Source organism: Pseudomonas sp. QL9, from assembly GCF_041409665.1.
GTDB lineage: Bacteria > Pseudomonadota > Gammaproteobacteria > Pseudomonadales > Pseudomonadaceae > Pseudomonas > Pseudomonas knackmussii.
In genome coordinates, this window is sequence record NZ_CP166971.1 from 4,627,592 (window position 1) to 4,645,828 (window position 18,237).

Here is an 18,237-nt window from a genome sequence, read left to right on the forward strand (position 1 = left end):
GGCCGCTGCCGCTGTTCAGCACCAGGCCTGCGAATGGGCAGAATCCCTGCCACCTAGAACAACAAAGCCGAGAGGTTCTCACCATGTTGACCGTCTACAGCGACGATCACCGCCTGCACTTCGGCCAGTCCGAACTGGTCGATGGCAAACTCCAGCCCTGCTTCGAAATGCCCAGCCGCGCGGATACCGTGCTGGCCCGCGTGAAGTCGCAGAACCTGGGCGAGGTCATCGCGCCGAAGGACTTCGGCTTCGATCCGATCCACCGCATCCACGACCCGAAATACATCGCCTTCCTGAAAGGCGCCTGGGCCCGCTGGGCGGCCGAGGGCCACACCGGCGACCTGGTTTCCACCACCTTCCCGGCTCGCCGCCTGCGCCGTAACGGCCCCATCCCCACCGCGCTGATGGGCGAACTGGGTCACTACAGCTTCGACACCGAGGCGCCGATCACCGCCGGCACCTGGCAAGCCGTCTATAGCTCGGCACAGGTCGCGCTGACCGCCCAGGACCACATGCGCCAGGGCGCGCGTACCGCCTTCGGCCTCTGCCGTCCGCCGGGACACCACGCCGGTAGCGACTTCATGGGCGGCTACTGCTTCATCAACAACGCCTCCGTCGTCGCCCAGGCCTTCCTCCATCAGGGCGCCAAGCGCGTGGCCATCCTCGATGTCGACTACCACCACGGCAACGGCACCCAGGAGCTGTTCTACAACCGTGGCGACGTGCTCTTCGCCTCCATCCACGGCGACCCGCTGGTGGAATACCCGTACTTCCTCGGCCATGCCGACGAGCGCGGCGAAGGAGCCGGCGAAGGTTTCAACCACAACTACCCGCTGGCCCACGGCACCGGCTGGGACGGCTGGTCCGCCGCCCTGGAAGACGCCTGCCGCAAGATCGCGGCCTACGCGCCGGACGCGGTGGTGGTGTCCCTCGGCGTCGACACCTACAAGGAAGACCCGATCTCGCAGTTCAAGCTCGACTCCCCGGACTACCTGCGCATGGGCGAGCGCATCGCCGCCCTCGGCCTGCCGACCCTGTTCATCATGGAAGGCGGCTATGCGGTGGAAGCCATCGGCGTCAACGCCGTGAACGTGCTGCAAGGTTACGAAGGCGCCGCCCGCTAAGGGCGCGCCGATTCCAGGAGCGAGTCATGCTTAAGCACAACAAGAAGAACAAGACGATCCTCAGCGGCCTGCTCGGCGCCGCACTGCTGACGACTGCGGGCATCGCCTGCGCCGAACCGGTGGTGCGCATCTACAACTGGTTCGACTACATCGGCCCCGACACCCTCAAGGGCTTCCAGGCCGACAGCGGCATCGTGCCCAAGTACGACGTCTACGACAGCAACGAGGTCCTCGAGGCCAAGCTGCTCTCCGGGCATTCGGGCTATGACCTGGTGGTGCCCAGCGACAGCTTCCTGCCGAATTACCTCAAGGCGGGCGTGTTCCAGAAGCTCGACAAGAGCAAGCTGCCGAACTGGAAGAACCTCAACCCGGCGCTGCTCAAGGTGCTGGAGGCGAAGGACCCGGGCAACCAGTACGCGATGCCGTACATGTGGGGCACCAACGGCATTGCCTACAACGTCGACAAGGTGAAGGCGATCCTCGGCGAGAACGCGCCGGTGGACTCCTGGGACCTGGTGTTCAAGCCGGAAAACCTCTCCAAGCTCAAGCAGTGCGGCGTGGCCTTCCTCGACTCGCCGACCGAAGTGATCCCGGAAGTGCTCGGCTACCTCGGCCTGTCGCCGAACAGCAAGAACCCGGACGACTACGTCAAGGCCGAGCAACTGCTCACCAGCCTGCGCCCGTACGTCACCTACTTCAGCTCCTCGAAGTTCGTCACCGACCTCGCCAACGGCGATGTCTGCGTGGCCATCGCCTGGTCCGGCGGCGCCATGCAGGCGGCCAGCCGCGCCAGGGAAGCGAAGAACGGCATCAAGATCGAGTACCGCATTCCCAAGGAAGGCACCGCGGCCTGGTTCGACGTGCTGGCCATTCCCAAGGACGCGCAGAACGTCGAGCAGGCGCATGCCTACCTCAACTACCTGCTGCGCCCGGAAGTGGTGGCGCCGATCTCCGACTACGTGTCCTACGCCAACCCCAACCAGGCGGCGGACAAGCTGATCTCGGCGGACCTGCGCAACAACCCCAACGTCTACCCGCCGGCCGAGGTGCAGGCCAAGCTGTATTCGGTGGAGATGCTGCCGCCCAAGCTCGAGCGCATCCGTACGCGCACCTGGAGCAAGGTCAAGACCGGCCAGTGAATGACGCTCCGGTAGCCGGCGGCGTCGGATTTCCGTTGGCACCGGGCTGCACCCAGCTGGGATAATCGGCGGCACCCTTCGGGGGCCGCCGCTTGCATTTTTGGCCTCCGCCTTTTTCGACTGCCGAGCCCTGCCATGAAACTGCCGATGCACCCTTGCCTCTCCCGCTCGCCCGGAATGCGGGGGCGCGCATGACACCGACGCCGCCACGCAAGGGCGCCGACGCCTTCGCCTTGCAGATGATGCTGGTGCTGTGCCTGATCTGGGGCATCCAGCAGGTGATGGTCAAGCTGGCCGCCGGCGACATCGCGCCGATCATGCAAGCCTTCGGGCGCAACGTGATCGCCGCGCTGCTGGTCGGCGCGCTGATGTGCTGGCGCGGCGGCTGGGAAGGGCTGCGCCAGGGCACCCTGCCGGGCGGGGCGCTGGCCGGCGTGCTGTTCTGCGCGGAGTTCTTCTTCATCGCCCAGGGGCTGGTGTACACCACGGCTTCGCACATGGCGGTGTTCATCTATACGGCGCCGATCTTCTCCGCCCTCGGGCTGCATTTCCTGCTGCCCAGCGAACGCCTGCGGCCGTTGCAGTGGCTGGGGATCGCGGTGTGCTTCGGCGGTATCGCGTTGTGCTTTGGCGGTGGCTTCGATCTGCAGCACATGGACGGCCGCATGCTGCTGGGCGATGCCTTCGGCGTGCTCGCCGGCGCCTCCTGGGGCGCGACCACCGTGGTGGTGCGCGGCACCCGCCTGTCGGAAGCGCCGGCCAGCCTGACGCTGTTCTACCAGCTGTTCACCGCCGCGCTCTTGCTGCCGTTGCTGGCGCTGTGGTTGGGCGAGTTCGGCAACGTGCGGCTGACCGCCATGAGCGTGGGCAGCGTGCTGTTCCAGGGCGTGGTGGTGTCCTTCGCCAGCTACTTCAGCTGGTTCTGGCTGCTGCGCCGCTACCTGGCGTCGAACCTGGCGGTGTTCTCCTTCATGACCCCGGTGTTCGGCATCGCCTTTGGCGTGCTGTTGCTGCACGAGCCGTTGGCCTGGAACTTCGTCGGAGGCGCGGCGCTGGTGCTGCTCGGTATCACCCTGGTGAGCAGCGAGGCGTGGGTGCGCCGGCTGTTGCGTGGCGATGAGCGGCGCGCTTGAACTTGATCCAGATCAGACGCCGGGCCCAGGCAGGCGCGTAGTCTTGCAATCAAGGAGAAGGTAGCGAGGGCGGAGAGTGGGACGCCGAGCTACTCTACTCTGAGGGCGACCCGGAACATCGGGTCGCCCGACTTCTCCACCGCACAGGAGGCACTTCATGAAACTCTGGCTGGAAACCCTGGCATGGAAACTGGGAGTGATGCTTGGCCTCATCGAGCCTCCGCGCCTGCAGCCCATCCCGATCCGCAGCGACGAGCAAGCACGCTACCGCGAAAAGCGCTGAACGCTGCACCTTCCCACCCCACCGACTCTGCCCGCTGATGCGGGCAGATTGCATTTCGGGCCCGGCGTTCAGCCGTGGGCCGCCAGCCACTCGTCGATCATCTGCCGAAGGCGCTCGCCGGAGAAACTGGCGAAGTGCCCACCGTGCACGGTGCGCACCGGCAGCTGGCGCAGGCGTTCCAGGCTGCGCGCGTAGTCGTCGAGGTTCGAGTGATAGGCGTCTTCGATCAGCGGACCGTCATAGATGATGTCGCCGGAGAACAACGTCTGCGTGCGCGCTTCCCAGAGGCTGATACCGCCGGGCGAGTGGCCGGGGGTGTGCAGCACCTCCAGCGCGCGGTCGCCGAGGTCGAGCACGTCGCCTTCGTCGATGGTGCGGGTCGCCGGGGCGGCCTTCACCTGGTACTCGGCGTAGCACAGCGGGCAGTCCGGGTGCGCCTCGAACATGTCGTCGCCAACGAAGGCGGTTGCCAGGGTGCGCTCGCCGTCGGGGCTGGCGAGGATGTCGGCCTCGGCCGGGTGGCACAGGCGTTCGTCGAACTCGTGGTGGCCGGCGATGTGGTCGAAATGGGTGTGGCTGGCGACCGCCAGCAGCGGACGATCGGTCAGCCAGGGCAATTGTTCGCGCAGGCTTACCAGGCCGGAGCCGCTGTCCACCAGCAGGTCGCGGTCGCGCCCCTGGATGTGCCACATGTTGCAGCGGTAGAAGGGCCGCACGTAGGGCTCGTGGATCAGGCTGACGCCGTCGTAGCAGTGGCGGACTTCGAACCAGCGGTCGCGAGTGACGATTTTCATGGGTCGGGTTCCGATACGAATGTAGGAGGGCGCCATGCGCCCGATCGCGGGCATGGCCCGCTCCTACGAGGGTAGGCTTGCCAGTATGGCGCGGGGCTGGCCGCCGCTCCCTCTCCCCCCGCCCTCCCCCTGAAGGGGGAGGGCGGGGGGAGAGGGCAGTCGAGCCCCGCTCCGTTACCGCAAGATGGGGCTTACGGCGCGAACGGCGCCGCTTCCATCACTTCCACGATCAGCGGGCGGTCGCTCGGCGCGTTGCGCAGCAGCTCCTGCAGGTGCTCGTGGTCGCGGGCGCGCTCGGCCTCGCAGCCGAAGCCCTTGGCGATGGCGAGGAAGTCCGGGGTGTAGATGTCCACGCCCAGCGGGGTGATGTCGCGGCGTTCCATGTAGCGCTTGATCTCGCCGTAGCCGTAGTTGTTCCACAGCAGTACGACTATGCCCACCTTGGCTTCCACGGCGCTGGCCAGTTCGGTCAGGGTGAACTGCAGGCCGCCGTCGCCCATCAGGCTGATGACCGGGCGGCTCGGGTCGCCGAGCTTGGCGCCGATGGCCGCCGGCAGGCCGTAGCCGAGGGTGCCGTAGCCGGTGGAGGCGTTGAACCAGCGGCGGCCGCCGTCCAGCTCCACCAGGTGGTTGCCGCTGTACACGGTCTGGGTCGAGTCGCCGACGAAGCGGGCTTCGGGCAGCACTTCGAGGATCTTGTCGAACAGGGTGCGGTAGTGCGCCCAGCCGCCGAAGTCCTCGGCCAGTTGAGCGCGCACCTTGGCCGCGCGCTGCGCGCCGGGGCTCTGGGTGTCGGATTCGCGGGCCGGCAGCAGTTCCAGCAGGGCGCGCATGGCGGTGCGGGCGTCGGCCTGGATGGCGATGCTCGGCGCGTAGTTGCGCATCAGCTGCTGCGGGTCGATGTCGACGCGGATCAGCTCGCCGCCGATCCTGAAGTTGCCGTCGAAGACCACGTCGTAGTCGGTCTCGCCCAGCTCGGTGCCGATGGCCAGGACCACGTCGGCTTCCAGCGCCAGTTCACGCACCGGGATCAGCGACTGGTTGCTGCCGATCAGCAGCGGGTGGCTCGGCTGCAGCAGGCCCTTGGCGTTGATGGTCAGTGCGGTCGGGGCGTCCAGCGCGGTGGCCAGGGCGCGGGCTTCGGCCTGGGCCTCGACGCAGCCGCCGCCGAGCAGCAGCAGGGGCTTCTGTGCCTTGGCCAGCTTGGCCGCGGCTTCGTGCAGCGGCGAGCGGGCCGGCGCCGGGCGGGCCAGTTGCACGCGCGGGCGCACCTGCATGTGGTCGGCCGGGGCGGTGATGATGTCCAGCGGCAGCTCGATGTGCACCGGGCGCGGGCGCTCGCTGTCGAACACGGCGAAGGCGCGGGCCAGCACGGCCGGCAGTTCCTCGACGCTCATCAGGGTGTGGCTGAAGGCGGTGACGCCGGCGGTCATGGCGCGCTGGTTCGGCAGCTCGTGCAGGTAGCCATTGCCGTGGGCCAGGCGCGAGCGCTCGTTGACGCTGCTGATCACCAGCATGGGGATGGAGTCGGCGTAGGCCTGGCCCATGGCGGTGAGAATGTTGGTCATGCCCGGGCCGGTGATGATGAAGCACACGCCCGGCTTGCCGGTGACGCGCGCGTAGCCGTCGGCCATGAAGCCGGCGCCTTGCTCGTGGCGCGGGGTGATGTGACGGATGCTGCTGCCCGGCAGGCCGCGGTACAGCTCGACGGTATGCACGCCGGGGATGCCGAAGACGGTGTCGACGCCCCAGGCTTCGAGCTGCTTGACGAGGAATTCGCCGCAAGTGGTCATGGGTGCTTCCTTGTAATGAGTGAGGTCGTGAATGAAAACGGGGCGCGGTGACTCAGTCGCCGCGCCCCTTTTTTAACGCCTGGTCGAAATCAGGCGGCGCTGGCGGATACCGCCGGGCGCGGCGACAGCAGGCTGACGACGACGAAGCTCACCAGGCCGATGGCCAGGCTGTAGTAGATCGGGGTGTTGGCGTCGAAGCCATCCTTGAGCATGAACACCAGAGCGGTTACGAAGCCCAGGGCCATGCTGGTGATGGCGCCGGCGGTGGTGGCGCGCTTCCAGTAGATGGCACCGATCAGCGGAATCAGCATACCGCCGACCAGCAGGTTATAGGCCAGGGTCAGGGCGCTGATCACGTCGTTCACTACCAGGGCGATGACCAGAACCAGCAGGCCGGTGAGGGCGGTGAACAGGCGGCTCATGCCCAGGCTCGATTGCTTGCCGCCACGCAGTTTCGGCAGCAGGTCTTCGGTGATGGTGGTGGAAGCGGCGAGCAGGCCGGCGCTGGCGGTGGACATCATCGCGGCCAGGGCAGCGGCGATCACCAGGCCACGGATGCCGTCCGGCAGGGCGGACTGGACGATGGCGGCGAAGGCGTTGTTGACGTTGTCCAGGTTCGGCAGCAGGACGTGGGCGCACATGCCGATGGCGGCGCCGACCAGGCCGTAGATCACGCAGTAGACACCGGCGACGGTACCCGCGTACTGAGCGACTTTCTCGGTGCGCGCGGTGAACACGCGCTGCCAGATGTCCTGGCCGATCAGGATGCCGAAGAAGTAGATCAGGAAGTAGGTGATGATGGTGTCGTAGCCGATGGTGTGGAAGCTGAAGGCGCTGGCCGGCAGCTTGGCCACCAGCTCATCCCAGCCGCCCACGCGGTACAGGCAGATCGGCAGCAGGATGAACATCAGGCCGACGGTCTTGATGATGAACTGCACGATGTCGGTCAGGGTCAGCGACCACATGCCACCGATGGTCGAGTAGACCACCACGACGCCGCCGCCGAGCAGGACCGAGACCCAGAACGGCAGGCCGAACAGCACTTGCATGACGGTGCCGATGGCCAGGGTGGAAACCACGCCGATCATCAGCGCGTAGGCGAACATGATCGCCGCGCTGGCCTGGCGGGCCATCGGGTTGTAGCGACGCTCCAGGACCTGGGTGACGGTGAAGATGCGCAGCTTCAGCAGCGGCTTGGCCAGGAACAGGTTCAGGGCGATGATGCCGGCGCCCAGCGCGGCGCACAGCCAGAAACCGGAAATGCCGTGGACGTAGCCCAGGCGAACGGTACCGACGGTAGAGGCGCCACCCAGAACGGTGGCGGCCATGGTGCCCATGTAGAACGACGGGCCGAGATTGCGTCCTGCTACCAGGAAGTCCTCATGGGTCTTCGCGCGGCGCATGCCGTACCAGCCCAATAACAGCATGCCGGCGGCATAGATCAGAACGACGATTACATCCAAGGCCATGTTTGGCTCCTCTACACACGGATTGTCATTGTTGCCGTCCGCGGATGGCGGACGGTAAGCCATCGGACCGGCGGTGGCCGGTCCGATGGGGTCTCACGGGGATTACGGGATTCGCTTCAGGCAGTGAAGCGCGGTGGAACTCAGGCAGTCGGTTCGCTGATGCCGCGTACCGGACGGTCGTGGCTGCCGACCCAGCGCGGGCCTTGCGGGCCGTACACACCGGCCGATTCCGGGAAGGTGCGCAGCAGGGTCAGGTAGAGCAGGGCGGCGAGGCCCAGGGTCACCGGCAGGCTGATGTCGATGCCGCCGGCCAGGTTGCCCAGGGGGCCGACGAATTGACCCGGCAGGTTGACGAAGCACAGGCCGGCCAGCGCGCTGGGGATCCAGGCGCCCATGCCGCGCCAGTTCCAGCCATTGTGGAACCAGTAGGCACCGCCTTCCTGGCCACGGGTGAACACTTGCAGGTCGTCGGCGTGGTAGAAGCCGCGGCGGGTGACCAGGCCGAGGATCATGATCACCATCCAGGGGCTGGTGCAGGTGATGATCAGCACGGCGAAGGTGGACACGCTCTGCACCAGGTTGGCGGCGAAGCGACCGATGAAGATGAAGGCGATCGACAGCAGGCCGATGAACAGGGTCGCCTGGACGCGGTTCAGCAGACGCGGGAAGACGCTCGACATGTCCAGGCCGGTGCCGTACAGCGAGGTGGTGCCGGTGGACATGCCGCCGATGGTGGCGATCAGGCACACGGGCAGGAAGTACCAGCTCGGGGCGATGGCCAGCAGGCCGCCGACGTAGTTGTTCTGCGCGATGTAGTCAGGCGCTTTCACAGCGACGATGGTGGCGGTCACCAGGCCGAAGAAGAACGGGATCAGGGTGGCGATCTGCGAGAAGATCACCGCCGCCATGATGCGGCCCTTCGGCGTTTCACGCGGGATGTAGCGGGCCCAGTCGCCGAGGAAGGCGCCGAAGGACACCGGGTTGCTCATGGCCAGCAGGGTGGCGCCGATGAAGGCGGCCCAGAAGCCCGCCTGGCCGTGCTGAACGGTGCCGGCGTAGGCCGCGTCGAAGGGGCCTGCGAAGGCGAACACGCCGAGCAGGAACAGCAGGCTCGCGGCCCATACGGCGATCTTGTTGACCAGCAGCATGAAGCGGAAGCCATAGATGCACACCACCAGGACCAGCACGGCGAACAGACCGTAGGCCAGGCCCAGGGTCAGGTCGGTTTCCGGCAGGTCGAACAGGCGCTTGGCGCCGCCGATCAGGGCGTCACCGGAGCTCCAAACCGACAGCGAGAAGAACGCGATGGCGGTCAGTAGCGACAGGAACGAACCGACGATACGGCCGTGCACACCGAAGTGCGCGCCCGAGGAAACCGCGTTGTTGGTGCCATTGAGCGGACCGAACAGGCCCATCGGGGCGAGGATCAGGCCACCGACCAGCACGCCGAGGATGATCGACCAGGCACCGGCCTGGAACGACAGCCCGAAGAGCACCGGGAAGCTGCCCAGTACCGCGGTGGCGAAGGTGTTCGAGCCACCGAAGATCATGCGGAACAGGTCGGTGGGCGTGGCGTTGCGCTCGTTGTCCGGGATCTGCTCGACCCCGAACGTTTCGATTTCCGTGATTGCGTGATTCTTCTTGTTATCCATGACTTCCTCCCGGGAAAGGCCTGTCTTACGGCGCGGGCGCCGGTGACAGATGCTCGTGTACGGCCAGCCAACGGCCTTGTTGTGGTTCACGGCGGAAGACGATGGTCTCCCGTTCGTGGCTCAGGCTTTCCTCTCCCTGGATGCGCAGCCGAGTGGCGACGTCGTGGGTGAAAATCGCCACGTCCTCGCCCTGCAGGCTGACAAAGGTGTTGCTCGACTGGCATTCGAGAACCTCGAAGCCGTCGTCACGCAGCCAGCCTTCCCACACCTCGCGGTAAGCCGCGCGCGACAGCAGCGGCTGGGGCCAGGTGTGGAAGATGAAGCTGGCGTCTTCGCTGAAAGCCGCGAAGTAGGCCTCGGTATCGGTGCGCGCGAAGGCTGCCACGAGAACGCGGGCAGCCTCGAGCACCTGTGCTACGCAGGTGTCTTTTTGCATGTGTGGTTACTCAGCGGCGCTGTACGCCCGGGAGGATGCAGAGCATTTCGTACAGCAGGTTGGCGCCGAGCAACGAGGTGTTGCCGGTGGTGTCGTAGGGCGGGGAGACTTCCACCACGTCGCAGCCGATGATGTCCAGGCCCTGGCAGCCACGGATGATTTCCATCGCCTGGATGGTGGTCAGGCCGCCGATTTCAGGGGTGCCGGTGCCGGGCGCCCAGGCCGGGTCGATGCCGTCGATGTCGAAGGACAGGTAGACCGGGCCGCCGCCGACCTTCTCGCGCACTTCGGCCATCAGCGGGGCCAGCGACTTGTGCCAGCACTCTTCGGCCTGCACGACGCGGAAGCCCTGCTTGCGGCTCCAGTTGAAGTCTTCGGCGGTGTAGCCCTGGGCACGCAGGCCGATCTGCACGACGCGGTCGCAATCCAGCAGGCCCTCTTCCACGGCGCGGCGGAAGGTGGTGCCGTGGGCGATCTTCTCGCCGAACATGTGGTCGTTCACATCGGCGTGGGCGTCGATGTGCACCAGGCCGACCTTGCCGTGCTTCTTGTGGATGGCACGCAGGATCGGCAGGGTGATGGTGTGGTCGCCGCCGAGGGTCAGCGGGAGGATTCCGTGGTCGAGGATCTTGTCGTAGGCCTCCTCGATGATGCGCACGGCTTCGAGCAGGTTGAAGGTGTTGATCGCCACGTCGCCGATGTCGGCGATGTTCAGCGAATCGAACGGAGCGGCGCCGGTAGCCATGTTGTACGGGCGGATCATCACCGATTCGGCGCGGATCTCGCGGGGCCCGAAACGGGTGCCCGAGCGCAGGGAGGTGCCGATATCCAGGGGCACGCCGACGAAGGCAGCATCGAGCTGGTTCAGCTCTTCCTCACTCTGGATATGCGGCAGGCGCATCATGGTGGCGATGCCGCCGAAGCGCGGCATTTCGTTTCCGCCCAGGGGCTGGTGGAGTTTCTTGTCCATGGGGAAGGCCTCACGCGATTCGCTGTTTTAAGGGAACAGGCTTGTTGATACTGAAACGGGATTCTCGTCAGGGGCGGTAGTCGGAAGAATCGCTGGCTACAAAAAATCAGTTCAGAGTTTTCTAAACTAACTGCAGTCGCTAGACTGCGCTCCCCTGTCGCAGCCCCCGCCTTGCCAGGCCCGTGGCCTCTGACTTGCAGCTCGCCGGCGAAAAAGTTCCCCGACGTACGGCCAGTCAAGGGAGTGCTGAACTGGAGCCTTCAACCCCTGCCGTCCGGAGTCAAAATGAGCGCCAGCGCGTTGCCTGACATCAAGCTTTTGCGGATTTTCGCCTGCGTGGTGCGCAATCAGGGCTTCGCTTCCGCCCAGCAGGAACTGAACCTGTCGACCTCGGCGATCAGCACCTACATGAGCCAGCTGGAGAACCAACTGGGCATCGTGCTGTGCCACCGCGGCCGCGGCGGCTTCGGCCTGACCAGCAAGGGCGAGCTGTTCCATCAGGAAACCCTGCGCATCCTCGGCGAACTTGAGGGTTTCGAGCGCTATGCATCGACCCTCAAGGGCGAACTGCGCGGCACCCTCAACCTCGGCGTGCTCGACTCCACGGTGAGCGACCCGGCGCTGCCGCTGGCCGAGGTGATCGGCTCGTTCAGCGGCCTGCACCCGGCGGTGCACCTGCACCTGCAGGTACAAAGTCCCTACGAGCTGCAACTGGCGGTGCTCGACAACCGCCTGGACCTGGCCATCGGCTCCTTCTTCAGCCGGATGAACGGCCTGGTCTACCAGCCTCTCTATAGAGAGCAGCACTGGCTGTACTGCAGCGACCGCCACCCGCTGTTCGACGGCCGCCGGATTCCCGCTGAACTGATCACCCAGCAGCGCATGGTCGGCCGCGGCTACTGGAGCCAGGCGGAGCTGGCCCGGCACGGCTTCAAGCACAGCGCCGCGACCGTGGAAAGTATGGAAGCGCAGCTGATCCTGATCCTGTCCGGCGGCTATATCGGCTACCTGCCCGAGCACTACGCCCACCCCTGGGTCGACCAGGGCCGCTTGCGCGCGCTGCTGCCGGCGACCTTCGGCTACCAGGCGCCGTTCTCGCTGATCCTGCGCCGCGGCCGTTCCCGCGAGCCGCTGATCCAGAACTTCCGCGACCTGCTGCGCACGCAGCCCGACAAGCCATGAGCCGCGCCCGCTGCGAGCGCTGCCTGCGGCCGGAAGGGCATTGCCTGTGCGCCCTTGTCCCCAGCCTGGGCAGCCGCACCCGCGTCCTGTTGCTGCAGCATCCCAGCGAGACCGATCACGCGCTCAATACCGCGCGCCTGGCCGCCCTTGGCTTGCAGAACGCCGAATTGCGGGTGGGCGAGCGCTTCGCCCCGGAGAGCTGGCAGCGCGCGGACTACCAGAGCTGGCTGCTGTTTCCTGGCGAACAGGCCAAGGAGCTGGAGGAAGTGCGCGAGGCTTGCGCCGATCTGCCGTGCCAACTGATCGTCCCCGACGGCACCTGGCGCAAGGCGCGCAAGCTGCTGCACCTGAACCCCGAGCTGGCGGCGCTGCCGCGGGTGGTCCTGCCTGAGGGGCTGAGCTCGCGCTACCGCCTGCGCAAGGCGCCGGCCGAGGGTGCTCTGTCGACCATCGAAGCGGTGGTCCACGCCCTGAACGCGCTCGATGCGCCGCAGCACTTCGACGAACTGCTGCGTCCCTTCGATGCCCTGATCGAAGGGCAGATAGCCGCAATGGGCGAAGAGACCTTCCGCCGCAATCACCAGCGCCCGGCCTGACGCGCAGTGTGTCCCTGTAGGAGCGCGCCATGCGCGCGAATCGCGGCCATGGGCCGCTCCTACATGGGTACGTGCCAGCCGGCTGGCGTAGGAGCGAGCTTGCTCGCGAACCGTCCGAACTCCGATCCCTCGATCGTCTTCCCCGCGAACGTGGGACAGCGCTTGCGCTGAACGCGCTTCAGTGCGACCTGAAGCGAGTCACCCAGCGTCTTGTCTGGGTGTAGCGCGCCGCTTCGGCGTGTTCGGATGTTTCTTGTTTCGCCCCCTCGGGCGACTCACTTTGGCAAGCGGTGGGACGCCACCCCGGCCCAAAGTAAGCAAAGGTCTTGCCCTGACATACGGGTCCGGCGGAGCCGGACTTCCCTCGCACATTCCCACGCACCCGGAGGCCCGCCCCGACAGTACGTCCCTGTACTGATCGAGGCTTTTGCGACATCCATGTCGCGCAACCTCCTCTGCGTGGGCTTTGCTCGGCCTGCTGTAAGGGGCGGTCTGGCGCGTGCGGATGTTTCTCTGGAAATTCGTTTCCTAGATCCCCGCGTTCGCGGGGAAGACGCCCAAAAGCACGAGTCTCAACTCCGTCACTCCCGCGAACGCGGGAGCCTAGAAGACAGTTGCTCCTACGAAGAGCATCGCGGTCCGGCGCGCGTCTCACCGTTCGCGCAGGGCCTCCCACCGCGCCTTGAGCACCGGCTTGAGGATGTAGTCGAGCACGCTCTTCTCGCCGGTGATGATGTCCACCGTCGCCACCATGCCGGGGATGATCAGCAGCGGCTTGGCGTCGGTGCCCAGGTGGTTCTTGCTGGTGCGCACCTGGATCAGGTAGAAGGCGTTGCCCTTGTCGTCGGTGATGGTGTCGGCGCTGATCAGTTCCAGCTGCGCTTTCAGCCCGCCGTAGATGGTGTAGTCGTAGGCGGTGAACTTCACCGTGGCCGGCTGGCCGGGGCGCAGGAAGGCGACGTCCTGCGGGCGGATCTTCGCTTCCACCAGCAGGTTGTCCTCCAGCGGGACGATTTCCACCATGTCGCTGCCCGGCTGCACCACGCCGCCTATGGTGTTGACCTTGAGTTGCTTGACGATGCCGCGCACCGGCGACACCACGGTGGTGCGGCTGACCTTGTCGTCGATGGCGCGGCTGCTGGCGGTGAGCTTGTTCAGCTCGGTGCGCACTTCGTTGAGTTCCTTGAGCGCGTCGCTGCGAAAGCCCAGGCGCGATTCGTCGACCTTGCGCGCGATTTCCTGCACCGCCGCCTCGGCACGGGGAATGGCCAGCGTTGTAGCGCTCAGTTCGCCGTTGATCTCCACCGCGCTGCGGCGCAGGCGCAGCATTTCCACCGGCGAGATGGCGCCGCTCTTCACCAGCGGCTCGGACATGTTCAGCTCCTGCTGCACCAGGCCCAGGCTGGAGCGGTACTGCTGCTGCTTGGCGCGGAACTCGGCGAGCTCCTGGGTCTTCTGCCGCAGCTGTTCCTGGAGGATGTTGACCTCGCTGTCCTGGCGCGCCTGGCGGGTGTGGTAGAGGCGCATCTGGTCGTCGACCACCTGCGGCGCTTCCTTGTTCAGCTGCTCGGAGAAGCTCGGCGCGCGGCCGTCGGCCTCGGCGCTCAGGCGCTCGACGCGGGCTTCCAGCGAGTTGCGGTCGGCGTCGGTCTCGTCGCGGTTGGAGGCGAAGCGGGTGTCGTCCAGGCGCAGCAGGGTCTGGCCCTTTTCCACCACCTGGCCTTCGTGGACGAAGATCTCCGAGACGATGCCGCCCTCCAGGTTCTGGATGGTCTGCACCTTGCTCGAGGGGATGGCCTTGCCTTCGCCCTTGGTGACCTCTTCGAGCTTGGCGAAGTACGCCCAGATGACCGCCGCCACCAGCAGGGCGAGCACCGCCCAGAGGGTGATGCGTGCGGTCAGTGGAGAATCTTCCTCGACCGTGCCCTGCACCTCGGGCATGAACTCGATGTCGCGGCGGGCGCCGAAATAGCCCGGTGACGGCTGACTGCTGGCCATGGCGCTACCCCGCTGATGGGCCGACGTGGCCCTTGCGCAATGCATCGATCACCGCATCCTTGGGGCCGTCGGCGACGATGCGGCCGTTGTCCAGGACGATCAGCCGGTCGACCAGGCTGAGCATGGAGGTGCGGTGGGTCACCAGCAGCAGGGTCTTGCCGCGGCTGCAGTCCTGCAGGCGGCGGCGCAGGACTTCCTCGCTGCTGTTGTCCATGGCGCTGGTCGGCTCGTCGAGCACCAGCAGCGGCGGGTCGAGCAACAGCGCGCGGGCCATCAGCACCGCCTGCCGCTGGCCGCCGGAGAGCAGCTGGCCGCGCTCGCCCACCGGGCGGTCGAAGCCCAGCGGGTGCTGCCGGGCCAGTTCGCTGACGCCGGTCATCTCGGCCACTTCGAGCATGCGTGCGTCGCTGACGTAGCGCGCGCCCAGGGTCAGGTTGTCGCGCAGGCTGCCGGCCAGCAGCGGCAGGTCGTGGGCGACGTAGCCGGTCTGCTGGCGCAGGTCGGCGACGTCTATCTGCCGCAGGTCCAGGCCGTCGAGGAGGATCTGGCCTTCATCCGGCTGGTAGAAGCCCAGCAGCAGGCGCGCCAGGGTGCTCTTGCCCGAGCCGCTGCGGCCGATCAGGCCGACCTTTTCGCCCGGCGCCAGGCGCAGGCTGATCTGGCTGAGTGCCGGCACCGGCTGGTCCGGGTAGCGGAATTCCACCTGGCGCATTTCCAGCGCACCGTGCAGCTGGGTGCGCTCCAGCGGGCGCTGGCGCGCCTCGCGCTCCTGCGGCAGGGCCATGAGCGCGTCGGTGCTCTTCATGGTCAGGCGCGCCTGCTGGTGGCGGGTGATCAGCCCGGCGATCTGCCCGAGCGGCGCCAGGACGCGGCTGTTGAGCATGTAGCAGGCGACCAGCGCGCCGACGCTGAGCTGGCCGTCGAGGATCGCGTAGACCCCGCAGATGATCATGGCCATGCCGGCGAACTGCTGGATGAACAGGGTGCCGTTGGTGGCCAGGGTGGAGAGGAAGCGCGCGTGGTTGTCCAGGCGGCTGAGTGCGCCGTGGGTGGCTTCCCAGTGGTACTGGCGCTCGCTTTCCGCGCCGCAGGCCTTGAGCATCTCCAGGCCGCCGAGGGTTTCGATCAGCAGCGCCTGGCGTTCGGCGCCGAGGGTCAGGCTCTTCTGCACGGTGTCGCGCAGGCGCGCCTGGATCACGTAGGCGAACAGGATGGTGATCGGGAAGGCCAGCAGCGGCACGGCGACCAGCACGCCGCCCAGCAGGCCGATGACCACGATCATCAGCAGCGAGAAGGGCAGGTCGATCAGGCTGGTCAGGGTCAGCGCGGTGAGGAATTCGCGCAGGCCCTGGAAGTCGTGGATGCTCTGGGCGAAGCCGCCGACCGTGGCCGGGCGGAACTTCATGGCCATGCCGGTAATGCGTTCGAAGAGGGTCGCCGAGAGCACCACGTCGGTCTTCTTGCCGGCGAGGTCCAGCAGGTGCGAGCGCAGCACCCGCAGCAGCAGTTCGAAGAGGGTGCCCAGCAGCAGCCCGCTGGCCAGCACCCAGAGCGTCGAGGTGGCCTGGTTGGGCACCACGCGGTCGTAGGTCTGCATGACGAACAGCGGTACCAGCATGCTCAGCACATTAATAAGCAGGCTGGCGACCAGGGCGTCGGTGTACAGCCAGCGCGACAGCTTGAGGGTGTCGCGGAACCAGGCCTCTACCCGCGGCACCAGCGGTTGGCGCGCGGCCTCCAGTTCATGCCGCGGACGGGCGAAGAGTGCGTGGCCACTGTATTGCGCGGCCAGTTCTTCGACGCTCACCCACTGTTCGCCGCCCTCGGTCTCGCTGGGCAGGATCAGCGCCTTGCCGTCGTTGCCCCATTGGCGCAACACCGCGCTGCGGCCGCCGTCGAGCAGCAGCAGCACCGGCAGGTTGAGCGCGGGAATGGCCTTGAGGTCGCGGCGCAGCAAGCGCCCTTGCAGGCCGGCGCGGGCCGCCGCGCGGGGCAGCAGTTCGGCGCTGAGGCGTTGCTGGGGCAGGGGCAGGCCGGCGGTCAGGCCGGTGCGGCTGACCGCGCAGCCGTGCAGGCGGCAGAGGATGAGCAAGCCATCGAGCAGGGGATCGTCGTGGCTCAGGCGCGGATCGTCCGGCGTCGTGGCGCCGCGCTCCTGGATGATCATGGTCACGCTCCTTACTCCCGGGCCTCTCTGGGGCCCTCGGGGGCGCTTCGCAACGCACTTCGGCGGCCATCCCGGCCGCCGCGCGCGGCGAACGAAAGCGCCCTTTATTGCATGGTGGGCAGGCGTGCCTCGTTCTTCACATCGGAAAGCGCCACCCCTTCGTGGGGCGGTACTACGTTCTGCGAGCGGAGCAGGGCGCCCATCGCGGCCAGCACGCGGTAGCGAGAATATTCCTCGGTGTAGCGCACCTGGGTGTAGCGACGGTTGGCGGTGAACAGTTCGTTCTCGCTGTCCAGCAGGTCGAGCAGGGTGCGCTGGCCGAGGGTGAACTGCTGCTGGTAGGCCTCACGCACCTTGCGGGTGTAGTCGGCGTACTCGCGGGCCGGGCCGGTCTGCTTGGTCGCGTTCTCCATGGCGTCCCAGGCCAGCGAGAGGTTCTCGTTGAGCAGGCGCAAGGCGTTGTTGCGGATGTCCTTGGCTTCGTCGACCTGGTGCGAGGTGGCGCCCAGCTTGGCCTGGTCGCGCAGGCCGTTGAACAGGTTGTAGCGCATCACCACCTGGGCTTCCCAGTCGTTGAAGTGGCCCTCCTCGCCGTCCACGTTGTTGTTCGCCGCCTGCGACAGTTCGAGGTCGAAGCGCGGGTAATACGGTGCCTTGGCGGCCTCGTATTGTTTCTCCGCGGCGTTGACGTCGGCCTGGGCGGATTTCAGCAGCGGGTTGTTGGCCATGACTTCCTGGCGGGCGCCGTTCAGGTCTGCCGGCAACAGGGCCTTGACCGTGCTCGGGGTTTCCAGCTCGTCGGGCAGCTTGCCGACGGCGCTGAAGAAGTTGGCCTCGGCATCGCGCAGGTCGACTTCCTCCGTATAGAGGTTGTTCTGCGCCAGGGCGAGACGGGCAGTGGCCTGGTCGTTGTCGGCGGCGCTGCCGACGCCCTGCTTGCTGCGCAGGGCGATCTGGTCGCCGATGCGCTGGTGCGCCTGCAGGTTGTTGCGCGCCAGATCCACCTGTTCGCGATGCTGCAGCACGCTGAGGTAGACCTCGACGGTACGCAGCGCGGCGTTCTCCGAAGTGCCGAGCACACGGAATGCCTTGGAGTTGACGTTGGCCTCGTTGCGCGCCACTTCGTTGGGAGTGGCGAAACCGTCGAACAGCATCTGTTGCAGACGGAGTTCCGCGTCGCCGCGGTCCAGGGTCACGGTGCCGTGGTTGCCGTTCTGTCGGGTGGTCGGACTGTCGACGCCTTCGCGGCCGTAGCCCAGCAGCAGGTCGACGGTAGGAAGATAGCCTCCCCGGGCGATCTTCAGTTCCTGGTCGGCGGTCAGCCGGCTGTTCATGCTCTGGCTGATCTCGGGATGGTATTGCAGGGTGTTCTGAATGGCTTGCGTCAGGCTCATTGCGTGGCCATTGGCGCAGGTCGCCGCCAGAAATACACCGCTCCATAGTGCTGCGTTACTGCTACGCATGGCTCTCTCCTGGTGTTCGCTTACTTCGATGCTCTACA

15 protein-coding genes are annotated in these 18,237 nt (G+C 66.6%); 6 read left to right on the forward strand and 9 right to left on the reverse strand.

The window, feature by feature from the left end:
- The first annotated feature begins 83 nt into the window (after positions 1–83).
- The 4 genes from ACA097_RS21635 (at position 84) to ACA097_RS21650 (ending at position 3,679) form a co-directional block, all read left to right on the forward strand.
- A complete protein-coding gene (locus ACA097_RS21635) occupies positions 84–1,124 on the forward strand; it encodes a histone deacetylase family protein (RefSeq protein WP_371365901.1) in 1,041 nt (346 codons plus the stop codon).
- Between the two features lie 26 nt (positions 1,125–1,150).
- Positions 1,151–2,263 carry an extracellular solute-binding protein gene (locus ACA097_RS21640; RefSeq protein WP_160287854.1) on the forward strand — a complete coding sequence of 371 codons (1,113 nt, stop codon included), beginning with the start codon at positions 1,151–1,153 and terminating at the stop codon, positions 2,261–2,263.
- Between the two features lie 191 nt (positions 2,264–2,454).
- Complete coding sequence (locus ACA097_RS21645) at positions 2,455–3,396, forward strand: DMT family transporter (RefSeq protein WP_043253750.1); 942 nt, start codon at positions 2,455–2,457, stop codon at positions 3,394–3,396.
- Positions 3,397–3,553: 157 nt separating this feature from the next.
- A complete protein-coding gene (locus ACA097_RS21650) occupies positions 3,554–3,679 on the forward strand; it encodes a PA1414 family protein (RefSeq protein ID WP_269090587.1) in 126 nt (41 codons plus the stop codon).
- Between the two features lie 68 nt (positions 3,680–3,747).
- Here the strand turns inward: ACA097_RS21650 and ACA097_RS21655 are convergent, their stop codons facing one another.
- From ACA097_RS21655 to speB, 6 genes are all read right to left on the reverse strand, one after another.
- Positions 3,748–4,473: an MBL fold metallo-hydrolase gene (locus tag ACA097_RS21655; protein ID WP_371365904.1), complete on the reverse strand. Its 726-nt coding sequence runs from the start codon at positions 4,471–4,473 to the stop codon at positions 3,748–3,750.
- Positions 4,474–4,664: 191 nt separating this feature from the next.
- Complete coding sequence (locus ACA097_RS21660; protein WP_371365906.1) at positions 4,665–6,266, reverse strand: 5-guanidino-2-oxopentanoate decarboxylase; 1,602 nt, start codon at positions 6,264–6,266, stop codon at positions 4,665–4,667.
- 89 nt (positions 6,267–6,355) lie between these two features.
- The gene (locus tag ACA097_RS21665; protein WP_371365908.1) at positions 6,356–7,735 is read right to left on the reverse strand and encodes a sodium:solute symporter; all 1,380 of its coding nucleotides are present in this window, start codon (positions 7,733–7,735) and stop codon (positions 6,356–6,358) included.
- 140 nt (positions 7,736–7,875) lie between these two features.
- Positions 7,876–9,387, reverse strand: coding sequence for a cytosine permease (locus tag ACA097_RS21670; protein WP_371365910.1), 1,512 nt, complete (start codon positions 9,385–9,387; stop codon positions 7,876–7,878).
- A 25-nt stretch (positions 9,388–9,412) separates the two neighbouring features.
- Positions 9,413–9,823: a nuclear transport factor 2 family protein gene (locus tag ACA097_RS21675; protein WP_043253740.1), complete on the reverse strand. Its 411-nt coding sequence runs from the start codon at positions 9,821–9,823 to the stop codon at positions 9,413–9,415.
- Positions 9,824–9,833: 10 nt separating this feature from the next.
- Complete coding sequence (gene speB / locus ACA097_RS21680; RefSeq protein WP_043253737.1) at positions 9,834–10,793, reverse strand: agmatinase; 960 nt, start codon at positions 10,791–10,793, stop codon at positions 9,834–9,836.
- Positions 10,794–11,078: 285 nt separating this feature from the next.
- Here speB and ACA097_RS21685 point away from each other — a divergent pair, with 285 nt between their 5' ends.
- Together ACA097_RS21685 and ACA097_RS21690 are read left to right on the forward strand one after the other, a co-directional pair.
- Complete coding sequence (locus ACA097_RS21685) at positions 11,079–11,975, forward strand: LysR family transcriptional regulator (RefSeq protein ID WP_371365912.1); 897 nt, start codon at positions 11,079–11,081, stop codon at positions 11,973–11,975.
- Positions 11,972–12,571, forward strand: coding sequence for a tRNA-uridine aminocarboxypropyltransferase (locus ACA097_RS21690; protein ID WP_371365914.1), 600 nt, complete (start codon positions 11,972–11,974; stop codon positions 12,569–12,571). Before ACA097_RS21685 ends, ACA097_RS21690 begins: the two co-directional genes overlap by 4 nt.
- A gap of 651 nt (positions 12,572–13,222) precedes the next feature.
- Here ACA097_RS21690 and ACA097_RS21695 read toward each other — a convergent pair.
- From ACA097_RS21695 to ACA097_RS21705, 3 genes are all read right to left on the reverse strand, one after another.
- Entirely contained in the window at positions 13,223–14,569 is a 1,347-nt protein-coding gene (locus tag ACA097_RS21695; RefSeq protein ID WP_371365916.1) for an HlyD family type I secretion periplasmic adaptor subunit, read from the reverse strand.
- Positions 14,570–14,573: 4 nt separating this feature from the next.
- Positions 14,574–16,736 (reverse strand): type I secretion system permease/ATPase, encoded by a 2,163-nt coding sequence (locus ACA097_RS21700; protein ID WP_371370555.1) that lies wholly within the window; start codon positions 16,734–16,736, stop codon positions 14,574–14,576.
- Between the two features lie 104 nt (positions 16,737–16,840).
- Positions 16,841–18,199: a TolC family outer membrane protein gene (locus ACA097_RS21705; RefSeq protein WP_371365918.1), complete on the reverse strand. Its 1,359-nt coding sequence runs from the start codon at positions 18,197–18,199 to the stop codon at positions 16,841–16,843.
- Between the last annotated feature and the right edge of the window lie 38 nt (positions 18,200–18,237).